Consider the following 18,490-nt stretch of genomic DNA (forward strand, 5'->3'; position numbering starts at 1 on the left):
TGTTTTGAAATTTTTAAGGAATCGCTACTAATCTACATTATCATGTAAAAAAGAATTATTCGATTTAAAATCGATACCATCTGTATCTTTATTCAGCGCAGTTTTGGTTTTACTCATCGCTACATTTCTGTTTAAATCTACTCCTTGTCTTTTATATGCAGGCTGACGCTCAATCTCGTCTATATTTTTATTCAAATTCTCGTTAAAACTATAATTGAATTTCTTCATGTTTCTTCTTCGCTCTTCAGCTCTTCTCTGCAACTCATTAATGGTTAAATCTAAAGGAGAAACTTCTTCACTCAACGTCTGAATTTCATTAATTTCTGCTTGAGGCTTTGCCGTTTTCAATTCGAACTGAATTTCTTCTTCTACTACTTTATTTTCTGCAATATGAGAACTTTTACCAATCGTTGGTGTTGCATCAAAATCTTCTAAAACATAGCGCGTTTGTTTTTTTGATACAATTTCTTTTGCACCAAAAACTTCAATATCCTTTTCATTTACAGACACCTCATCATTTGTTAAGCTAAACCTAATATCTTCGTTCTTCTTCACTGAAGGAGCTCTATTTATAGGTAAATCAAACAATAAATCTTCGTGAACAGCGTCAGATTGTTCTTCAATTTCCTCTTCAACCTTTACATCTGTAATGACAAAATCATCTTCAGAAACATTATTATGAGAAACTACGTCATAATCAACAGGCATACTTGCTATAATTGCATTGGTAGCCACTAAATCCATTTTAGCCTTTGCATTTGGTGTATGATCATCTTCTAAAACATGCACTACTTTTTGATCAGCCTCCGCAGCAATGGGCATATCTAAAGTTGATGATTTTATAACTGTTTTTTCTCCAAAATTATACGTTGCTCTCTGCTCGTCTTCTAAAGTGTGAATAATTTTTTTAACTTCTGTATTGGTAATGGTGCTTTGTTGATCTTTAGCAAAACCAGTAGCAACAATGGTCACAGCAATACAATCTCCTAACTCTTCATCTTCACCAACACCCATAATAATATTGGCATCATAACCAGCTTCATCTTGAATGTAATCGTTAATCTCACCTATTTCATCTAAAGTAACTTCATTAGTTCCTGAAACAATTAATAACAACACATTTTTTGCGCCTGTAATTTTATTATCATTTAATAGCGGAGAATCTAATGCTTTTACAATCGCATTTTTTGCTCTGTCTTTTCCTTCTTCTTTGGCAGAACCCATAATTGCTGTTCCGCTATTAGAAAGAACAGTTTTGGCATCATGTAAATCAATATTTTGTTTATAGTGATGCGTTATAACCTCTGCTATTCCTTTAGAAGCAGTAGACAAAACTTCATCAGCTTTAGAGAAACCGGCCTTAAAACCAAGGTTTCCATAAACCTCTCTTAATTTATTATTATTAATAACAATTAAAGAATCTACATTTTGGCGCAGTTGGTCAATTCCTAATTGAGCTTGTTTTGTACGTCTTTTTCCTTCAAAAGCAAAAGGCATTGTTACGATACCCACCGTAAGAATATCCATATCTTTTGCAATTTTAGCTATAATAGGTGCTGCTCCTGTACCAGTTCCTCCTCCCATTCCGGCAGTGATAAATACCATTTTTGTTTGGGTATTTAGCATTTGCTGAATTTCTTTCATGCTTTCTTTTGCAGCTTGCGCACCAATTTCTGGGTTTGCACCTGCACCTAAACCAGATGTTAAGTTTGCCCCTAACTGAATTTTGTTAGGAATTGAACTACTCTCTAGCGCCTGTGCATCTGTGTTACAAATTACAAAGTCTACTCCGTTAATGTGTTGCTGAAACATGTGGTTTACAGCATTACTACCGCCACCACCAACGCCAATAACCTTTATGGTGTTAGACTGTGTTTTTGGCATGTCAAATAAAATGTTATCGAATTCTGCGCTCATATAACGTTTATCTTTTTTAGTTTTATACTTGTTTGTTCTTTATTCTTGACTTGCAATACTGGTATTATTCAGCATTGTCTAAAAAATCTTTTAATCCTTCAGTAAATTTTTCGAAGAAAGATTTCTTTTTTGGTTTTCGTTGTATTTCAACCTTTGATTCTAATTCTTTCTCAACTTCTTCAGGGTCATTTTCAGGTACAGCCTCTTCTACAATCTCCACAACTTCTTCCTCCTTTGCCTCTTTTTCTAAACCTTCCATAAGCAAACCAACTGCGGTTGCGTATGCCGGACTTGATAAAGCTTCATCAGAATCTCCTGCTAAATGCTCGTTAGGAAAACCTATTCTAGCATCCATCCCTGTAATATATTCTACTAACTGACGTAAATGTTTTAATTGTGCCCCACCGCCTGTTAAAACGATGCCTGCAATTAATTTTCCTTTGGATGTTTCGTGTCCGTAATTTTTTATTTCTAAATACACATGTTCAATTATTTCTTGAACTCTTGCATGTATAATTTTTGATAAATTTTTAAGCGTAATTTCTTTTGGCTCTCTTCCTCTTAATCCCGGAATGGATACAATTTCTGTTTCTTTATTTTCTCCTGGCCAAGCAGAACCAAACTTAATTTTTAATAGTTCGGCTTGTTTTTCAATAATAGAACATCCTTCTTTTATATCATCGGTAATTACATTTCCTCCAAAAGGAATTACCGCCGTATGTCTTATAATTCCGTCTTTAAAAATCGCTAAATCTGTCGTTCCCCCGCCAATATCAATTAAAGCAACACCTGCTTCTTTTTCTTCTTGACTTAAAACTGCTTCTGCAGAAGCTAGCGGTTCTAAAGTAATTTGGTTTAAATTTAAACCTGCACTTTTTATACAACGACCAATATTTCTAATCGATGAAACCTGCCCAACAACCACATGAAAATTGGCTTCTAATCGTCCGCCATACATGCCTATTGGCTCTTTAATATCTGCTTGAGAATCGACTTTAAATTCTTGTGGTAACACATGAATAATTTCCTCTCCGGGCAACATCACTAATTTATGAACTTGATTTACTAGATTATAAATATCTGAGTCTTCGATTACCTCATCTGCGTTATTTCTAGTAATATAATCGCTGTGATGTAAACTTCTAATATGCTGACCAGCAATACCTACAACTACATTTTCTATTTTAAGACCAGAGACACTTTCTGCCTCATCTACAGCTTGCTGAATAGACTGTATGGTTTGAGTAATATTACTTACTACGCCGCGTTTTACGCCTAAACTTTTTGCTTTACCAATACCAACAACCTCTATTTTACCGTACTCATTTTTACGACCAATCATGGCTACAATTTTGGTTGTACCAATATCTAAACCAACAGCTATTTTATTGTTTTCCATTCTAGTCTATTTAGTGCACACAACTTGGTTGTGATATTTTACATTTATTGCTTTATAATTTTGAATTGTTTTGTCTTCAAATGTTTTATTATAAAACGCTTTTAACTTTTTAAATTTTATATCCATTTTAGATAACTTTCCAAAATCAATTTTATAATCTCCACTTCTGGCAGAAAATTGATATTCGTTATCGCTAGATTTCTCGATACCAATAATTTCTTTTTGCAAAAAATCATCCGCTAAAATAAAAGAAACTAATGGTAAAATTTCTTTTACATCGTCTTCGCTTTTTACGCCAGATATTAGCAACACTCTCGCTGAATAATTATCTGACAAAGGCACTTGTATTCCTGTTTTATCAATATAATAAGAATTATTTTTCGAAACAATTCTTGCCACAGGAGAACGCTGTTTAATAATTGATTTGAGCGAGCCATTGATGGTTAAAAAAACAGCCGCTTTCTCTACATAATCGTTTTTTAGTACTTGCTTTTCTAAACCGTATAAATCTATTGTAGATTTTGCTTGGTTTACCACTGAATCACTATTTTGTATTAACAATTTATACACCATAGAATGTGTCAAAAAATTGTTGTCTCCTTCTTCAAATTCTACAATAATTTCAGACACTTTTTTCTGCTGATTTCTTACAGATGAAAAACTGTATAAAAACCCCAAAGCTATTGTTAAAACTAGAAATAACAAATATTTTAGCAACCTTTTAATCTTCATTATTTAATGGTTTTAAAAGTTGATTAGTTACCTCATTTATAGTCACTCCAATATCACCTGCACCTAACATAACCACAACTTTTGCTGATGAATTTTTAATATCTTTTATTAAATTATTATTTTTCGTCAATTTTTTATGCGTATTCTTAATTTTTCCCAAGAGCCAATCTGCCGTAACACCAACAATTGGCAACTCTCTAGCTGGATAAATATCTAGCAATAAAACTTCATCAAATTTAGATAATGCACTTGCAAAATCATCGATAAAATCTCTGGTTCTAGAAAACAAATGTGGTTGAAAAATAACCAACACTTTTTCGTTTGGATACATTTCTCGAATAGAGTTTTCTACCGCGTTTATTTCTGTAGGATGATGCGCATAATCATCAATCAACACAAAATCGTTTGTTTTAATTTTATATGTGAACCTGCGTTTTACACCCTTAAATGTTGATAAGCTATGTTTGATGTTTTCTAAAGACAATCCATAAACATCTGCCATTGCCAAAGCAGCCAAAGCATTCATCACATTATGTTTGCCTGGTAAATAAAACTCAATATTTTTTATAGTTTCTGATGGTGTTTGCACATCAAAAATATATTTTCCGCTTTCAATTTTTACGTTAAAGGCCTTATAATCTGCATCTTCATCTACCGCGTATGTTAAACCTCTTAACGGCAACCCTTTGGCAATAATTAAGGTATCTGAAACTTTCTGCGAAAAAGCAAAAAATGATTCTCGCAACGCTTCTGGCTCTCCATAAATATCTAAATGATCTGCATCCATAGAGGTTACACAGGCAATATTAGGACTTAATTGTAAGAATGACCTATCAAATTCATCTGCTTCTACCACAGAAATTTGATCTTCACCTACAATTAAATTTGAGTTATAATTTTCTGCTATTCCTCCTAAAAAAGAAGTTGCGTTTACTTCTGTCATCATATGACCTAAAATAGCAGAAGTTGTTGTTTTTCCGTGAGTGCCTGCAACCGCCAAACAGAAAGTATTCTCTGTTATTTTACCTAAAACTGCGGCTCTTTTTAAAACTGTAAAATTATTATTGATAAAATAATTTAACTCCGTATGATCTTTAGGAACAGCAGGTGTATAAACCACCAATGTTTTATCCTTATCTAAAAATGAAATAGGAATATTTTTTAAGGCATCTTCAAAATGAATCCCTACAACAACAGCTTCTAAATCTTTTGTAACTTGAGAAGGTGTTTTATCATAGCCAGCAACTTGCTTTCCGTTCACTGCAAAATATCGAGCAATTGCACTCATTCCTATGCCCCCAATTCCGATAAAGAAAATGAAATCCCATCCAAAATCCTTCCCATTTTGACCACGCTCAAGGCTTGCTCCAGAAAGAACTTTTTCACTGTTAGTAATATGTTGCGTTTTTTGTATCAAAGTTATGTTTATACTTATTTTTTATCTTGCTTCTTTGCCCCTATCTTATATCCTAAATCTTGTCCCTTGTCTCTAAAATATCAAAAACTCTACGACAAATTCAACAGTTTTTCTATCGCATTCACAATATCTGTTGTTGCTCCTGGTAATGCTAATTTTGTTATATTTTCTGATAAATCCCTTTGCTTTTCTTTGTCTTTCATCAAAGTTTCAAAAACAATCGAAAATTTTTCTAAATCTGATTCTTTTAATAAAATTGCTCCCTGCTTATCGGCAATAGATTTGGCATTTTTTGTTTGATGATCTTCCGCCACATTTGGCGACGGAATAAAAATTACGGGTTTACCAACAATACATAATTCTGAAACCGAACTTGCGCCTGCTCGCGATACAATTACATCAGCGGCTGCGTATGCTAAATCCATTCTATTGATAAACTGGTGCACTTGTACATATTTTAACTCATTGTATTTTTTATATTCCTCAAAATACAATTTTCCGCACTGCCAAAGAACTTGAACTTCTTGTTTTTTAAAGAACTCCAAATTAGTTTCAACCAATTGATTTATTTTTCTGGCACCTAAACTTCCGCCTAAAACTAAAAGTATTTTTTTATTTTGATGCATCTCAAAAAATTCTTTTCCTTCATTAACTTTAGCATGAATGGATAATAAATCTTGACGAACAGGATTGCCTGTTTTTACAATTTTATCCGCAGGAAAAAAACGGTCTAAATGATCATAAGCAACACAAATTTTATGTGCTTTTTTACTTAATAATTTATTGGTAATTCCAGGATAAGAATTCTGCTCTTGTAGTAAGGTCAGAATTCCCTTTCTATTTGCCATAATCAACGTTGGGCCGCTTGCAAAACCTCCTGTACCGATGGCTATATCTGGCTTAAATTTATTAATGATGGAGTTTGCTTCCCATAAACTACTCATCAGTTTAAACGGAAAAGACAAATTATCGAATGTCAGTTTTCTTTGAATTCCTGAAATCCATAATCCTTTAATTTCATATCCCGCTTGCGGAATTTTTTCCATTTCCATTCTATCTTTTGCACCAACAAACAAAAAATTAGCATCAGGATAACGCAGCTTTATCTCGTTAGCAATTGCAATTGCTGGATAGATATGACCTCCCGTTCCTCCTCCAGAAATAAGTATATTATATGGTTTCATGCAATATATTTAAAGGATTATCATCTAAAATATCTTCTTCTGTTTCTTGCTTCGATGCACTTACACTTAAAATCATTCCGAGTGCAAAGCAAGTCATCCAAATAGAAGTACCCCCACTGCTAATTAGCGGTAAAGTTTGACCTGTAACTGGAAATAAATTGGTAGCCACTGCCATATTTATGCTTGCTTGAAACACAATAGGAAGTCCGACTCCAAGAACTAACAAGGTACCGAAAATAGTTGTTGTTTTTCTGATGACCACAAAAATTCTAAATAGCAATAAAAAATAGATTGAAACAATCACAAAACCACCAACTAAACCGTATTCTTCTACAATTATGGCAAAAATAAAATCTGATGAAGATTGTGGTAAAAAGTTTTTCTGAACACTTTTACCAGGACCAACACCCACCGGACCTCCTGTTGCGATAGCTATTTTTGCTTTTTCTACTTGATATGCTTCTTTACTGTCTGCATCAGAAAAATTCTCTATTCTGTTTTGCCAAGTTTGCACTCTGTTTGGCATGGCATCTGGAAAAGCTTTTGCTGCTAAAATAAAAAAAGCGAGAAAAAAAAGACCTGCTCCTAAAATAAAACCTATGTATTTTAACGGATAGCCGCCAACAAATGCAACCACTAAAATCATGGTAAAAATAATGGCTGTTGTAGAAAAGTTGGCAGGTAATATTAATATTAAAACAACTGCAACTGGCAACCAAAGCTGCCACAAACTTTCTTTAAATTTAATGTCTTTTTCTTTGTTCCTTGCTAAATAACGCGCCACGTAGACCATTAAAACTAAACCAGCTAACGTTGATGTTTGAAAACCAATGCCAACAAACGGAATATTTATCCATCTACTTGCATTTGCACCTCCAATTGTAGTTCCTTGTGTTAAGGTAAAAACTAGCAATACAATTACAATTGGCAGCATAATGACAGCCCCTCCAGAAAAATATCTGTACGGAATTTTATGAACCCCATAAATGATTGCAAAACCCATTATTAACAAAACCATGTGTTTTAGCAAATACCCTAAAGTAGATCCAGAACCTACAACATACACCAAGTTTGTACTTGCGCTATACACAGGCATAAATGAGAATACCGCCAATGCAGCAACAATTGCCCAAATAGCTTTATCTCCTTTTATATGTTGAAAAATAGTTTTCATAAGCCGCTCTTAATCTCTACGAAGGAGAGAAAAAATCTTGTTTTTATCTGTATATTATTACTTATTACTGTTTTTATGCTTTTTTACAATTTGATTTAATCGCAAACTTACTAGCTACTTCCCTCCGGGAAAGTTAAAATGAGCTTTTATAAATTTCTTACTGCTTTTTTAAACTGACGACCTCTATCTTCATAATTATCAAACAGATCGAAACTAGCACACGCCGGTGATAATAAAACTGTTTCTCCTCTTTCTGCTAATTTATGAGACACCTTTACAGCTTCTTCTGCTCCTGCAGTTTCCACAATAATATCTACTACATTGCCAAACGTATCTTTTATTTTCTGATTGTCTATACCTAAACAAACAATTGCTTTTACTTTTTCTCTTACTAAAGGCAGCAGATCATTATAATCGTTTCCTTTATCGACGCCGCCAACAATCCAAACGGTGGTTTTATCCATACATTCTAATGCATAAAAAGTTGCATTTACGTTGGTGGCTTTAGAGTCATTGATATATTCTACATCATTAATTTTTGCCACATTTTCTAAACGATGCTCTGCACCTTCGAAATTTGACAAGCTTTCTTTAATAAATTCTTTTCTCACACTTAATAATTGTGCAGCCATTGCTGCTGCCATTGCGTTTTTTGTATTGTGTTTTCCTTTTATTGATAAAGCTGATATAGCCATGTTAATTTTGTCTTTATTAATGTTAATTATAATCGTTTGATCTTTGATATATGCGCCGTATTCCAACTCTTTTTCAAGTGAAAACGGGACTAGTTTTGCGTGTGTTTTATTTTCTTTTAGCCACTTGTTGATGGCTTTATCATCTGCATCATAAATTAAATAATCTGACGCTGTTTGATTCTTTGTAATTCTAAATTTTGATGCGATATACTTGTTAAAATCATATTCGTATCGATCTAAATGATCTGGCGTAATATTGGTTAAAATAGCAATATGACTATTAAACTTGTCAATACCATCTAACTGAAAACTACTTAATTCTAATACGTAATTTTCATAAGATTTTTCTGCTACTTGTGCTGCAAAACTATCTCCAATATTTCCGGCAACTCCAGCATTTAACCCTGCACATTTTAAAATATGATGTACTAATAATGTGGTGGTTGTTTTTCCGTTAGAACCAGTAATTCCGATAATATTTGCCTTTGTAAATTGAGAAGCAAATTCAATTTCTGATATTACAGGAATTGAATTTTTTATCAATTTTTGAACTAAAGCAACTTTATCTGGAATTCCAGGACTTTTAACAACTACATCTGCCGTAAAAATTCTACTTTCTGTGTGCTGATTTTCTTCAAAATCAATCTCATTAAGTAAAAGAACTTCTTTATATTTTTTTGCAATACTTCCTTTATCAGAAACAAAAACGGTGAATCCTTTTTTCTTTCCTAAAATGGCTGCGCCAACTCCACTTTCTCCTGCACCAAGAATACAAATCCCCCTTTCCCCCGAAGGGGGAAACACTGGAATCGTTTTGTTGTTATCTTGGTTGCTCATTTCTTGTTTTTATTCTTATCTCTTTATTCTTACCTCTCTTTACTCTAAAAAACTATATTTCTTTCCCCACAAACTTGCTAGCGCCTTCCCTTCGGGAAGGTTGGGATGGGATTTTTATCTCAACTTCAACGTCACAATTGTAAAAACCGCCAGCAGAATTCCTACAATCCAAAAACGAACTACAATCTTACTTTCGTGATATTTTAATTTTTGATAATGGTGATGTACGGGCGCCATTTTAAAAATCCTCCTGCCTGCTCCGAATTTCTTTTTGGTGTATTTGAACCAAAAAACTTGTAAAATAACAGACATATTTTCTATCACAAAAACGCCTGCTAAAATTGGCAACAATAATTCTTTGCGAATAGAAATTGCAATAACTGCTATAATTCCGCCAATGGTTAAACTTCCTGTATCGCCCATAAAAACTTGAGCCGGATAGGTGTTATACCATAAAAAACCAATTAACGCACCTGCAAAAGCAAGGATAAAAACGGTCATTTCTCCAGAATTAGGGATGTACATGACATCTAAATAATCGGCAAAAATAATATTACCCGAAACCCACGCAAAAACGGCTAATGTGATGACTATAATTGCTGATGAACCTGCGGCTAAACCATCGATTCCGTCTGTTAAATTAGCTCCGTTTGAGATTCCTGTTACAATAAAAACAGTGATAAAAATAAAAACAATCCATCCATATTTTTCATAACCATCGCCTAAAAAACTCAATCCTTTTGAATACTCTAATTCATTATTTTTCAAAAAAGGAACTGTAGTTTTTGTTGATTTATGTGCCTCTCCAAAAACTTTTTTCCTTCCGTTTTCTTGCATAACCTGCTGGTTAATGGGTAATTGTTCTTTAATAGTTACGCCTTCATTAAAATACAACATAGCGCCAACAATAATTCCTAAACCAACTTGCCCCAAGACTTTAAACCTTCCTTTTAAACCCTCTTTGTCTTTTTTAAATACTTTAATATAATCATCTAAAAAGCCAATTAACCCCATCCAAACAGTGGTTATTAGTAAAATAATAACATAAATGTTATTTAATTTTGCTAATAAAATTACCGGAATTAAAGTCGCTAAAATGATAATAACGCCACCCATTGTTGGTGTACCCGATTTTTGTTTTTGCCCCTGTAAACCTAAATCTCTAACCGTTTCACCAACTTGTTGTTTTTGTAAAAAATTAATAATTCTTTTGCCGTAAATTGTTGATATCAACAAAGACAAAATAAAAGCCGCCGCTGCTCTAAATGTGATAAATTGAAACACACTTGCACCAGGAAAACTAAATTGACTTTCTAAATATTCAAATAAATAATACAGCATACTACTTCTTTTTTAGTTGATTAAAACAGTTAGTTACTTCTTCTAAATCATCAAAATGAGAACGAACTAAGTTTATTTCTTGATAATTTTCGTGTCCTTTTCCTGCAATCAATATAATATCTCCTGTTTTTGAGATTTTACAAGCTGTTTTTATGGCTTGTCTTCTATCTAAAACTGTGAGTGTTTTTCTATAATTTTCTGGCGAAACCCCTACTTCCATTTGATCTAAAATGGTTTGCGGATTTTCTGTTCGTGGATTATCTGAAGTAAAAATTGCTTGATTGCTTAATTGAGCAGCAATATGTGCCATTTTTGGTCTTTTGGTAACATCTCTATCTCCACCACACCCCACTACAGTAATTACTTTTTCGTTACCCGTTCTAATATCATTAATCGTTTCCAATACATTTTTTAGTGCATCTGGCGTGTGTGCGTAATCTACAATTGCAGTAATTCCGTCATCAGAAATAATATACTGAAAACGACCACTCACACTTTCTAACTCACTAACGATCGTTAAAATTTCTAGTTTTTCTAGTCCTAATAATTCTGCTGTCGCAATAATTGCTGTGAGGTTATAGATATTAAAAACACCAATTAATTTTGTCCAAACTTCAATACCATCCACAGAAATTAAAGTTCCTGAAAGTTGTTTTTCTAAAATTCTAACTTTGTAATCTGCACCTGTTTTTAGCGCGTATGTTTTCTGTATCGCTTTGGTATTCTGCAACATAAAGTTGCCATTTTTATCATCGATATTTGTTAGTACAAAAGCCGATTTTGACAAAGAATCAAAAAATGATTTTTTTACATTTCTATATTCGGCAAACGTATCATGATAATCTAAATGATCATGAGAAAGGTTCGTGAAAATTCCGCCAGCAAAAGTTAACCCTTCTGTTCTTTTTTGATGAATTCCGTGAGAACTTACTTCCATAAAACAATATTCTACACCGGCATCTAACATCCTGTCTAAATACCTGTTGATAGTGATGGAATCTGGCGTTGTATGAGTTGCTTTAAATTCTGTTTCATCGACCAAAATTTTAACAGTTGACAACAAACCAACTTTATACCCAGCTTTATGAAATAATTGATATAAAAGTGATGCAATCGTTGTTTTTCCGTTTGTACCTGTTACACCCACAACCGCAAATTTAGTTGACGGATTTTCATAAAAATTAGAGGCCATAATTGCCAAAGCAACATTCGCATCCTCAACTTGTATATAGGTAATTCCTTCTTTTTTATCCGAAGGTACATCTTCACAAATAACAGCAATAGCACCTAAAGCAATCGCGGTATCGATATATAAATGACCGTTTACAGTAACGCCTTTTTGAGCCACAAAAACATCGTTCTTTCCGACCTTTCTAGAATCGAAAACAAGCTGCTGCACCTCAATATTAGTGTTGCCAAATACTTGATGAATAGAAACCTTATATAATATGTCTTTTAAATTTTTCAGTTTATGATAATTTTAAAATGATAGTTGCTCCTTTTTCTAATTTCTCTCCTTTTTTTATCGATTGATTTTTTACTTTCCCTACTCCTGAAATTTTTACTTTCAAACCGATATTTTCTAATAAAGACAAAGCATCCATACCAGACATTCCCTGAACATTTGGCACTTTTGTATGCTCTTTATTAACAATTTTATTATAATTACTATACTGCTTTTGTATGGATGTAAACTCTATTTTATCGTCTACCGATTGATTGTCGATAGGTGTTGTTGTATATATTTTTTGAGCAATTTCCTTAAAAATTGGCGCAGCAACTGTAGCACCATAATATCCTTTCTTTTTATCTGGATCATGTACCACAACGATACAAGAATATTTAGGAGTATCCGCAGGAAAAAAGCCAGCAAAAGAAGCTACATAATGTTCATTTGAATATTGACCACTAATAATTTCTCCTTTATTATTTTTATGCCTCGGTATGTATTTTTTTGCAGTGCCAGTTTTGCCTGCCATAGAAAAGTTAGAGGAATAAATATTATCTGCAGTTCCTCGAATCACTACATTTTCCATTACTTTTCTAATCTTATTGATGGTTTCTTGAGATGCAATTCTTGGATTTACAACCTCCGTTTCAAAAATCTTTTCTGTTTTATCTTGCCTTCTTAATTCTTTTACAAAACGAGGTTTTACCATGACACCGTTATTAGCAACCGCATTATAAAACATTAGCGTTTGCATTGGCGTTACAGAAATACCGTATCCCCAAGACATCCATTCTAAAGATATTTTGCTCCAATTTTTATCAGAAGGTCTTCTTATTTTTGGGATTCCTTCTCCTTTAATCTGAAAACCAATTGGTTTTGTAAATCCGTAATCTTCTAATTTAGCAATAAATTTTTCTGGTTGATGATCGTAATGTTTTTTAATCAGCTTAACGATACCAACATTTGAGGAAACTTCAAAAACTCTAGCTGCAGAAATTTTACCGTAGCCTCCATATTTTGAATCTTCTACTTTAGACCCATGAATATAAATTCTTCCTTTTTCGGTATCTACCACTGTAGATGTATCAATAAGTTTATCATCTAAAGCCGCCATTAAACTTGCTAATTTAAAAGTAGAACCTGGCTCATGACTTTCCCAAACTGCATAATTTCTTTTCTCGTAATACTTTCCTTTAGAGGTTCTACCTAAATTAGAAATCGCTTTAATTTCGCCAGTTGCCGTTTCCATAACTACTGCACAACCATGATCTGCGTCAAAATATTCTAGCTGACGCAGCAACGCATGGTGTGTAATATCTTGAATATTTACATCAATAGTTGTAATAACATCATGCCCATCAATAGGTTCTTTTTCATTGACATCAGAAATTGGTTTCCATTGGTTTTTTGCAATCTTCTGTTTCCAGCGCAAGCCGTTTTCGCCTTGCATAAAATCTGCAAAAGCACCTTCTATACCCGCTTCACCTCGATAATCATCATAGCCAATGGTGCGTTCTGCTATTTTACCAATAGGATGTGCTCTTACTGTTTTGTGTTCTGCAATAAATCCTCCTTGGTACACCCCTAAATTAAAAATCGGAAATTTTTTCATCTTCAGATAATCAGTATAGCCCACATTTCTTGCGATTAATAAATACCTATTTTTACGTTTCTTTGCCGATCTTAATCTATTTTGATAATAGTTAGCTGACTTGCCAAGCATAGCAGCCAACTCTTTTGATAAACCTGCGATATTTTTCTCAAAAACACCACTATTTACAGCAACTACATCCATTCTGATTGTGAATTTAGACATGGAAGTTGCCAATAAGTTACCATCTGCAGCATATACATTTCCTTTATTTGCGCGAATTGTATCTTGCTTAATGGTTAATTCTGTAGAAAGCTTTTTATATTTTTCTCCCTGAACATATTGAATGTGAATAACCTTAACGATTATTGCTACCAAAAAAAACGACATAAAAGCACCTACAATATAAAATTTAGTAAGAATGCTTTTTTTGTGAGTTGCCAATTTATTCGTCTTTAATAATTACTTTAATTTTTTTTGGAGGAGAATTTGAGGGTTCTAAACCTCTTGCCTTCGCTTTTTCTCTAATGCTAGATTCCATTTTCATTCGCATTAAAATGGTTCCGATATCAACATATTCTGCTCGTAACTCTCTTTTTCGTTTATTCAGTTCAGAAACTTTAAACACTTTTTTTTCTACACTGTGTCCGCTAGAGATCATAATCAACAATAGCGCGACGACAAAAATGATAATTCGCCAATTATTAAAAGCCGATTCATCTGTTAAAAAGCTGCCTCTTAAAAAATCGTAAATACCTCTTTTAACTTTCGCCATACTGTTTATTAAAAGTTTAAGAATAAGAGTTCAAAGTTGATAGCCATTACGTAGGGTATTAAAATTAGTCTTGTCTCTTGTCTCTTGTCTCTTTTCTTTACTCTCTTCTTTACTCTCTACTCTCTTATCTTTTTTCTTTCAGCGTCGCTATTCTCAACTTCGCACTCCTTGCTCTGTTATTTATTTTAATTTCTTCAGGTGTCGGAATGATTAATTTTCCTATTCTTTTTAAAGGTTCATCTGATCTACCAAAAGCATCTTTTTCTGGTTCTCCTTTAAATAAACCCGTATGAATAAATCTTTTTACCAATCTATCTTCTAGAGAATGATAAGAGATAACACTTAATCTACCCTCATCCTTTAATAAAGTTGGTGTTTGCAATAAAAATTCTTTTAAAACCTCTAACTCTTCATTTACTTCGATTCGTATCGCCTGAAAAATTTGTGCTAAAATTTTATGTTCTAGCGCATTTGGTAAATATTTTTTCAACACCTCTTTTAATTGAAAACTTGTTTCAATTTTTTGCACTTCTCTTTCTTGTACAATCGTTTTTGCAACATTTTTAGAGTTTCTTATTTCACCATACATAAACAAGATGTCTGCTAACTTTTCTTCAGAATAATTATTGATGACCTCTTTTGCTGAAATTTTAGATTTCTGATTCATTCTCATATCTAAATCAGCCTCAAAACGAGTTGAAAATCCTCTTTCGGCTTCATCAAATTGATGGGATGATACGCCCAAATCGGCTAAAATTCCGTCCACCTTTTTTATCCTATGAAATCTTAAAAATCTTGAGATGAATCTAAAATTTTCAGGAATTAATACAAAACGCTCATCGTCAATAACATTTTCTAGCGCATCAGGATCTTGATCAAAAGCAAACAACTTTCCGTTTTTACCCAATCTTTTTAAAATTTCTTTTGAATGACCTCCGCCTCCAAAAGTAACATCAACATATACACCATCTTCTTTGATAGCAAGTGCATCAACACTTTCTTGTAATAAAACTGCGTTATGATAGCTCATCCAAATCTATATTTCCCATTACTTCTTCGGCCAAATCTGCAAAATCATCTGCAGCATCATCAATTGCCTTTTCATACTTGTCTTTATCCCAAATTTCAATAATACTTACAGAAGACGACATGACAATTTGTTTCTGTATTCCTGCAAAATCGCATAAATCTTTTGGAATTAAAAGTCTACCCGTAGCATCTAATTCTACTAACTTTACGCCCGCGGTAAACCTTCTAATAAAATCGTTGTTCTTTTTCTTAAATTTGTTTAGTTTATGAATCTTTTCCATCATCATATTCCATTCTTTCATAGGATACAACTCTAAACAAGGTTGAAAAACTGCCCTTTTTAAAACAAAACCTTCTTGCAAAATTGGTTGCATTTGCTTTTTTAGAGCTGATGAAACCATCACTCGTCCTTTAGCATCTGCTTTACATTCATATGTACCAATTAAGTTTATCACTAAAAAGATTTTATAGACTCCAAAAATATATAAAATATACCACTTCTTACCACTTATTACCACATTGTTAATAAAAACAAGGAACTACCATTGTTTAAAGGGCAAAACCATTGTTAATAACCCTAAACAACTGATAATGAAATCAATTTATATGTAATAAAAAAGAATTACATTTGCGCTTGATAGAAATCAAACAAAAATCAATGACTGACAAGTTAAAGACGGAAGGTAATTTTACCTACGCAGAAGCTGGAGAAGGACCTGCAATCGTTGTTTTGCACGGTTTAATGGGTGCTTTAAGTAATTTTGGTGCTACATTTGATCATTTTTCTAACAATGGATATAAAGTAATAATTCCTGAATTACCACTATATACACTGCCATTAATTAAGACAAACGTTAAAAGTTTAGCGAGCTACTTACAAGATTTTTTAGAGTATAAGAAATTAGATAGTGTTATGCTTTTAGGAAACTCTTTGGGCGGACATATTGCGTTATATTTTACCAAACATTACCCAGAAAAAGTAAATACGCTTGTACTTACAGGAAGTTCTGGTTTGTATGAAAAAGCAATGGGTGATAGTTTTCCTAAAAGGGGGAATTATGAATACATAGAAGAAAAAGCGCAACAAGTTTTTTACGACCCAAAAACAGCTACAAAAGAACTGGTAGACGATGTTTATGCTACTGTAAACGATAGAATGAAGGCTTTAAAAACCTTATCTATTGCCAAAAGTGCGATTAGACACAATATGAAAGATGATTTACCGAAAATGAAACAGCCAACCTGTTTAATTTGGGGAAAACAAGATGGTGTAACACCGCCTGAAGTTGCTGTCGAATTTCAAAAATTATTACCAGATTCCGATTTATTTTGGATTGATAAATGTGGACATGCAGCAATGATGGAGAGGCCAGAAGAGTTTAATACAGTTCTTCACGATTGGTTAAAATCTAGAAACATCTAAACTTTATCAGAAAAAATTCGAATTAAAAGAACATGCAATTATGAAAATAAAATCTGCAGAATTTTTGATGAGTAACAGTAATGTTATAAAAGCACCCAAAGATAGAATTCCTGAATACGCTTTTATAGGTCGATCTAATGTTGGTAAATCTTCATTGATTAACATGCTAATGGAGCGCAAAGATTTAGCCAAAATTTCTGGAAAACCAGGTAAGACACAACTTATTAATCATTTTAAAATAAATGATGAGTGGTTTTTAGTCGATTTACCAGGATATGGTTATGCCCAAATTTCTAAAAAGAAAAGAACCATTTTTCAATACTTTATAGAAAACTATTTTAAAGAAAGAGAGCAACTTGTTTGTACTTTTGTTTTGATTGATAGTAGACACGATCCTCAAAAAATTGATTTAGAATTCATGCAGTTTTTAGGGGCAAATCAAATTCCGTTTTGCCTTGTTTTTACCAAAGCAGATAAATTAGGAAGCTCTAAACTTAACAAACAAATTACCTCTTACAAAAAGAAATTGTTAACTACTTTGGAAACTTTACCTACAACGTTTTTAACCTCTTCTTCAACAGGATTAGGACGTGAAGAGTTTTTAGAATTCATTGATGGTGTAAATGCCAATGTTATAAAAGATTTTAAATAATCTAATATGCATTCTACCAAAGAAAATTTACAAGTATTATTTGAAGACAATCATATTATCATCGTAAACAAACGTTCTGGCGACATTACACAAGGTGATAAAACTGGCGATAAACCTTTAAGTGATGTTGTAAAAGAATACGTTAAAGAAAACTACAACAAAGCTGGTAAAGTTTTTTTAGGCGTTGTGCATCGATTAGACAGACCTACTTCTGGGGTTATCATCTTTGCAAGAACCTCTAAAGCTTTAGAGCGACTGAACAAAATGTTGCGCGATAAATTGATTCGAAAAACCTATTGGGCTGTTGTAAAAGACCATCCGAAGAAAGAAAAAGATACCTTAATTAACTTCTTGAAAAAGAATCCTAAAAACAATAAATCTTCGGTGTATGCCAAAGAAATTGAAGGCTCTAAAAAAGCTATTTTACATTATCAGGTACTCAAAAAACTAGATAATTATTCTTTGTTAGAAGTTGATTTAGAAACAGGCAGACATCATCAAATTAGGGCACAACTATCTGCAATTGGTTATCCTATTAAGGGCGATTTAAAATACGGATTTAATAGAAGTAACAAAGACGGCAGTATTCATTTACATGCAAGAAAAATAGCATTCATACACCCTGTAACTAAAGAACAAATTTCTGTTCTTGCGCCGACTCCAAAAGAAGTTATTTGGGAGGCTTGCAGCTAATTCCTTTATTTTAAGCTAGTCTTTCTGAACAATAAGCTTTTCTATATAAGATTATTGAGGTAAGTAGATAATTTCATATCTTGTAAGTCAATAAAATAGGGTGATTATGGATTTATTTACAGGACAAAACCTTTTAGAGTTTACTGAACGGTTTAAAACAGATAAAAATTGCAAAGAATAT

At 33.0% G+C, this 18,490-nt stretch carries 16 protein-coding genes; 3 read left to right on the forward strand and 13 right to left on the reverse strand.

The features are described 5' to 3' along the window. Positions 1–27: 27 nt before the first annotated feature. The 13 genes from ftsZ to mraZ form a co-directional block, all read right to left on the reverse strand. Positions 28–1,917 (reverse strand): cell division protein FtsZ, encoded by a 1,890-nt coding sequence (gene ftsZ / locus ES044_RS13540; RefSeq protein WP_147119953.1) that lies wholly within the window; start codon positions 1,915–1,917, stop codon positions 28–30. Between the two features lie 64 nt (positions 1,918–1,981). After that, positions 1,982–3,316, reverse strand: coding sequence for a cell division protein FtsA (gene ftsA, locus ES044_RS13545; protein WP_147119952.1), 1,335 nt, complete (start codon positions 3,314–3,316; stop codon positions 1,982–1,984). A 6-nt stretch (positions 3,317–3,322) separates the two neighbouring features. Continuing rightward, positions 3,323–4,048 (reverse strand): cell division protein FtsQ/DivIB, encoded by a 726-nt coding sequence (locus ES044_RS13550; protein ID WP_147119951.1) that lies wholly within the window; start codon positions 4,046–4,048, stop codon positions 3,323–3,325. Further along, positions 4,038–5,366: a UDP-N-acetylmuramate--L-alanine ligase gene (murC, locus tag ES044_RS13555; RefSeq protein WP_262712541.1), complete on the reverse strand. Its 1,329-nt coding sequence runs from the start codon at positions 5,364–5,366 to the stop codon at positions 4,038–4,040. Before murC ends, ES044_RS13550 begins: the two co-directional genes overlap by 11 nt. Before the next feature lie 188 nt (positions 5,367–5,554). Continuing rightward, the gene (gene murG / locus ES044_RS13560; RefSeq protein WP_147119949.1) at positions 5,555–6,649 is read right to left on the reverse strand and encodes an undecaprenyldiphospho-muramoylpentapeptide beta-N-acetylglucosaminyltransferase; all 1,095 of its coding nucleotides are present in this window, start codon (positions 6,647–6,649) and stop codon (positions 5,555–5,557) included. Then, positions 6,636–7,823: an FtsW/RodA/SpoVE family cell cycle protein gene (locus tag ES044_RS13565; RefSeq protein WP_147119948.1), complete on the reverse strand. Its 1,188-nt coding sequence runs from the start codon at positions 7,821–7,823 to the stop codon at positions 6,636–6,638. The genes murG and ES044_RS13565 overlap by 14 nt, the downstream gene beginning before the upstream one ends. Positions 7,824–7,969: 146 nt before the next feature. Next, positions 7,970–9,355, reverse strand: coding sequence for a UDP-N-acetylmuramoyl-L-alanine--D-glutamate ligase (murD, locus tag ES044_RS13570; RefSeq protein ID WP_147119947.1), 1,386 nt, complete (start codon positions 9,353–9,355; stop codon positions 7,970–7,972). A 114-nt stretch (positions 9,356–9,469) separates the two neighbouring features. Next, entirely contained in the window at positions 9,470–10,696 is a 1,227-nt protein-coding gene (gene mraY / locus ES044_RS13575; RefSeq protein WP_147119946.1) for a phospho-N-acetylmuramoyl-pentapeptide-transferase, read from the reverse strand. Position 10,697: 1 nt separating this feature from the next. Then, positions 10,698–12,164 carry a UDP-N-acetylmuramoyl-L-alanyl-D-glutamate--2,6-diaminopimelate ligase gene (locus ES044_RS13580; protein WP_147119945.1) on the reverse strand — a complete coding sequence of 489 codons (1,467 nt, stop codon included), beginning with the start codon at positions 12,162–12,164 and terminating at the stop codon, positions 10,698–10,700. A gap of 1 nt (position 12,165) precedes the next feature. After that, positions 12,166–14,127, reverse strand: coding sequence for a penicillin-binding protein (locus tag ES044_RS13585; RefSeq protein ID WP_147119972.1), 1,962 nt, complete (start codon positions 14,125–14,127; stop codon positions 12,166–12,168). Positions 14,128–14,182: 55 nt separating this feature from the next. Further along, on the reverse strand, positions 14,183–14,512 hold the full coding sequence (locus tag ES044_RS13590; protein ID WP_147119944.1) for an FtsL-like putative cell division protein: 330 nt from the start codon (positions 14,510–14,512) through the stop codon (positions 14,183–14,185). Positions 14,513–14,636: 124 nt separating this feature from the next. After that, entirely contained in the window at positions 14,637–15,542 is a 906-nt protein-coding gene (gene rsmH / locus ES044_RS13595; RefSeq protein WP_147119943.1) for a 16S rRNA (cytosine(1402)-N(4))-methyltransferase RsmH, read from the reverse strand. Beyond that, entirely contained in the window at positions 15,529–15,996 is a 468-nt protein-coding gene (gene mraZ, locus ES044_RS13600) for a division/cell wall cluster transcriptional repressor MraZ (RefSeq protein WP_147119942.1), read from the reverse strand. Before mraZ ends, rsmH begins: the two co-directional genes overlap by 14 nt. 203 nt (positions 15,997–16,199) lie before the next feature. Between mraZ and ES044_RS13605 the strand changes: the two genes are divergently transcribed. The 3 genes from ES044_RS13605 to ES044_RS13615 are packed head-to-tail and all read left to right on the forward strand — an operon-like array spanning position 16,200 to position 18,309. Continuing rightward, a complete protein-coding gene (locus ES044_RS13605; protein WP_147120746.1) occupies positions 16,200–16,964 on the forward strand; it encodes an alpha/beta fold hydrolase in 765 nt (254 codons plus the stop codon). A 40-nt stretch (positions 16,965–17,004) separates the two neighbouring features. Beyond that, complete coding sequence (gene yihA, locus ES044_RS13610) at positions 17,005–17,616, forward strand: ribosome biogenesis GTP-binding protein YihA/YsxC (RefSeq protein WP_147187269.1); 612 nt, start codon at positions 17,005–17,007, stop codon at positions 17,614–17,616. Between the two features lie 6 nt (positions 17,617–17,622). Then, the gene (locus ES044_RS13615) at positions 17,623–18,309 is read left to right on the forward strand and encodes an RluA family pseudouridine synthase (protein ID WP_147120744.1); all 687 of its coding nucleotides are present in this window, start codon (positions 17,623–17,625) and stop codon (positions 18,307–18,309) included. The last annotated feature ends 181 nt before the right edge of the window (positions 18,310–18,490 follow it).

This window comes from Polaribacter sp. IC066 (assembly GCF_007997085.1).
Taxonomy (GTDB): domain Bacteria; phylum Bacteroidota; class Bacteroidia; order Flavobacteriales; family Flavobacteriaceae; genus Polaribacter.

What these genes read in the sequence shown, in the direction of transcription:
- ftsZ (WP_147119953.1), bottom strand. Translation starts at nt 1,917, where the DNA reads ATGAGCGCAGAATTCGATAACATTTTATTTGACATGCCAAAAACACAG.
- ftsA (WP_147119952.1), bottom strand. Translation starts at nt 3,316, where the DNA reads ATGGAAAACAATAAAATAGCTGTTGGTTTAGATATTGGTACAACCAAA.
- ES044_RS13550 (WP_147119951.1), bottom strand. Translation starts at nt 4,048, where the DNA reads ATGAAGATTAAAAGGTTGCTAAAATATTTGTTATTTCTAGTTTTAACA.
- murG (WP_147119949.1), bottom strand. Translation starts at nt 6,649, where the DNA reads ATGAAACCATATAATATACTTATTTCTGGAGGAGGAACGGGAGGTCAT.
- ES044_RS13565 (WP_147119948.1), bottom strand. Translation starts at nt 7,823, where the DNA reads ATGAAAACTATTTTTCAACATATAAAAGGAGATAAAGCTATTTGGGCA.
- murD (WP_147119947.1), bottom strand. Translation starts at nt 9,355, where the DNA reads ATGAGCAACCAAGATAACAACAAAACGATTCCAGTGTTTCCCCCTTCG.
- mraY (WP_147119946.1), bottom strand. Translation starts at nt 10,696, where the DNA reads ATGCTGTATTATTTATTTGAATATTTAGAAAGTCAATTTAGTTTTCCT.
- ES044_RS13585 (WP_147119972.1), bottom strand. Translation starts at nt 14,127, where the DNA reads ATGTCGTTTTTTTTGGTAGCAATAATCGTTAAGGTTATTCACATTCAA.
- ES044_RS13590 (WP_147119944.1), bottom strand. Translation starts at nt 14,512, where the DNA reads ATGGCGAAAGTTAAAAGAGGTATTTACGATTTTTTAAGAGGCAGCTTT.
- rsmH (WP_147119943.1), bottom strand. Translation starts at nt 15,542, where the DNA reads ATGAGCTATCATAACGCAGTTTTATTACAAGAAAGTGTTGATGCACTT.
- ES044_RS13605 (WP_147120746.1), top strand. Translation starts at nt 16,200, where the DNA reads ATGACTGACAAGTTAAAGACGGAAGGTAATTTTACCTACGCAGAAGCT.
- yihA (WP_147187269.1), top strand. Translation starts at nt 17,005, where the DNA reads ATGAAAATAAAATCTGCAGAATTTTTGATGAGTAACAGTAATGTTATA.
- ES044_RS13615 (WP_147120744.1), top strand. Translation starts at nt 17,623, where the DNA reads ATGCATTCTACCAAAGAAAATTTACAAGTATTATTTGAAGACAATCAT.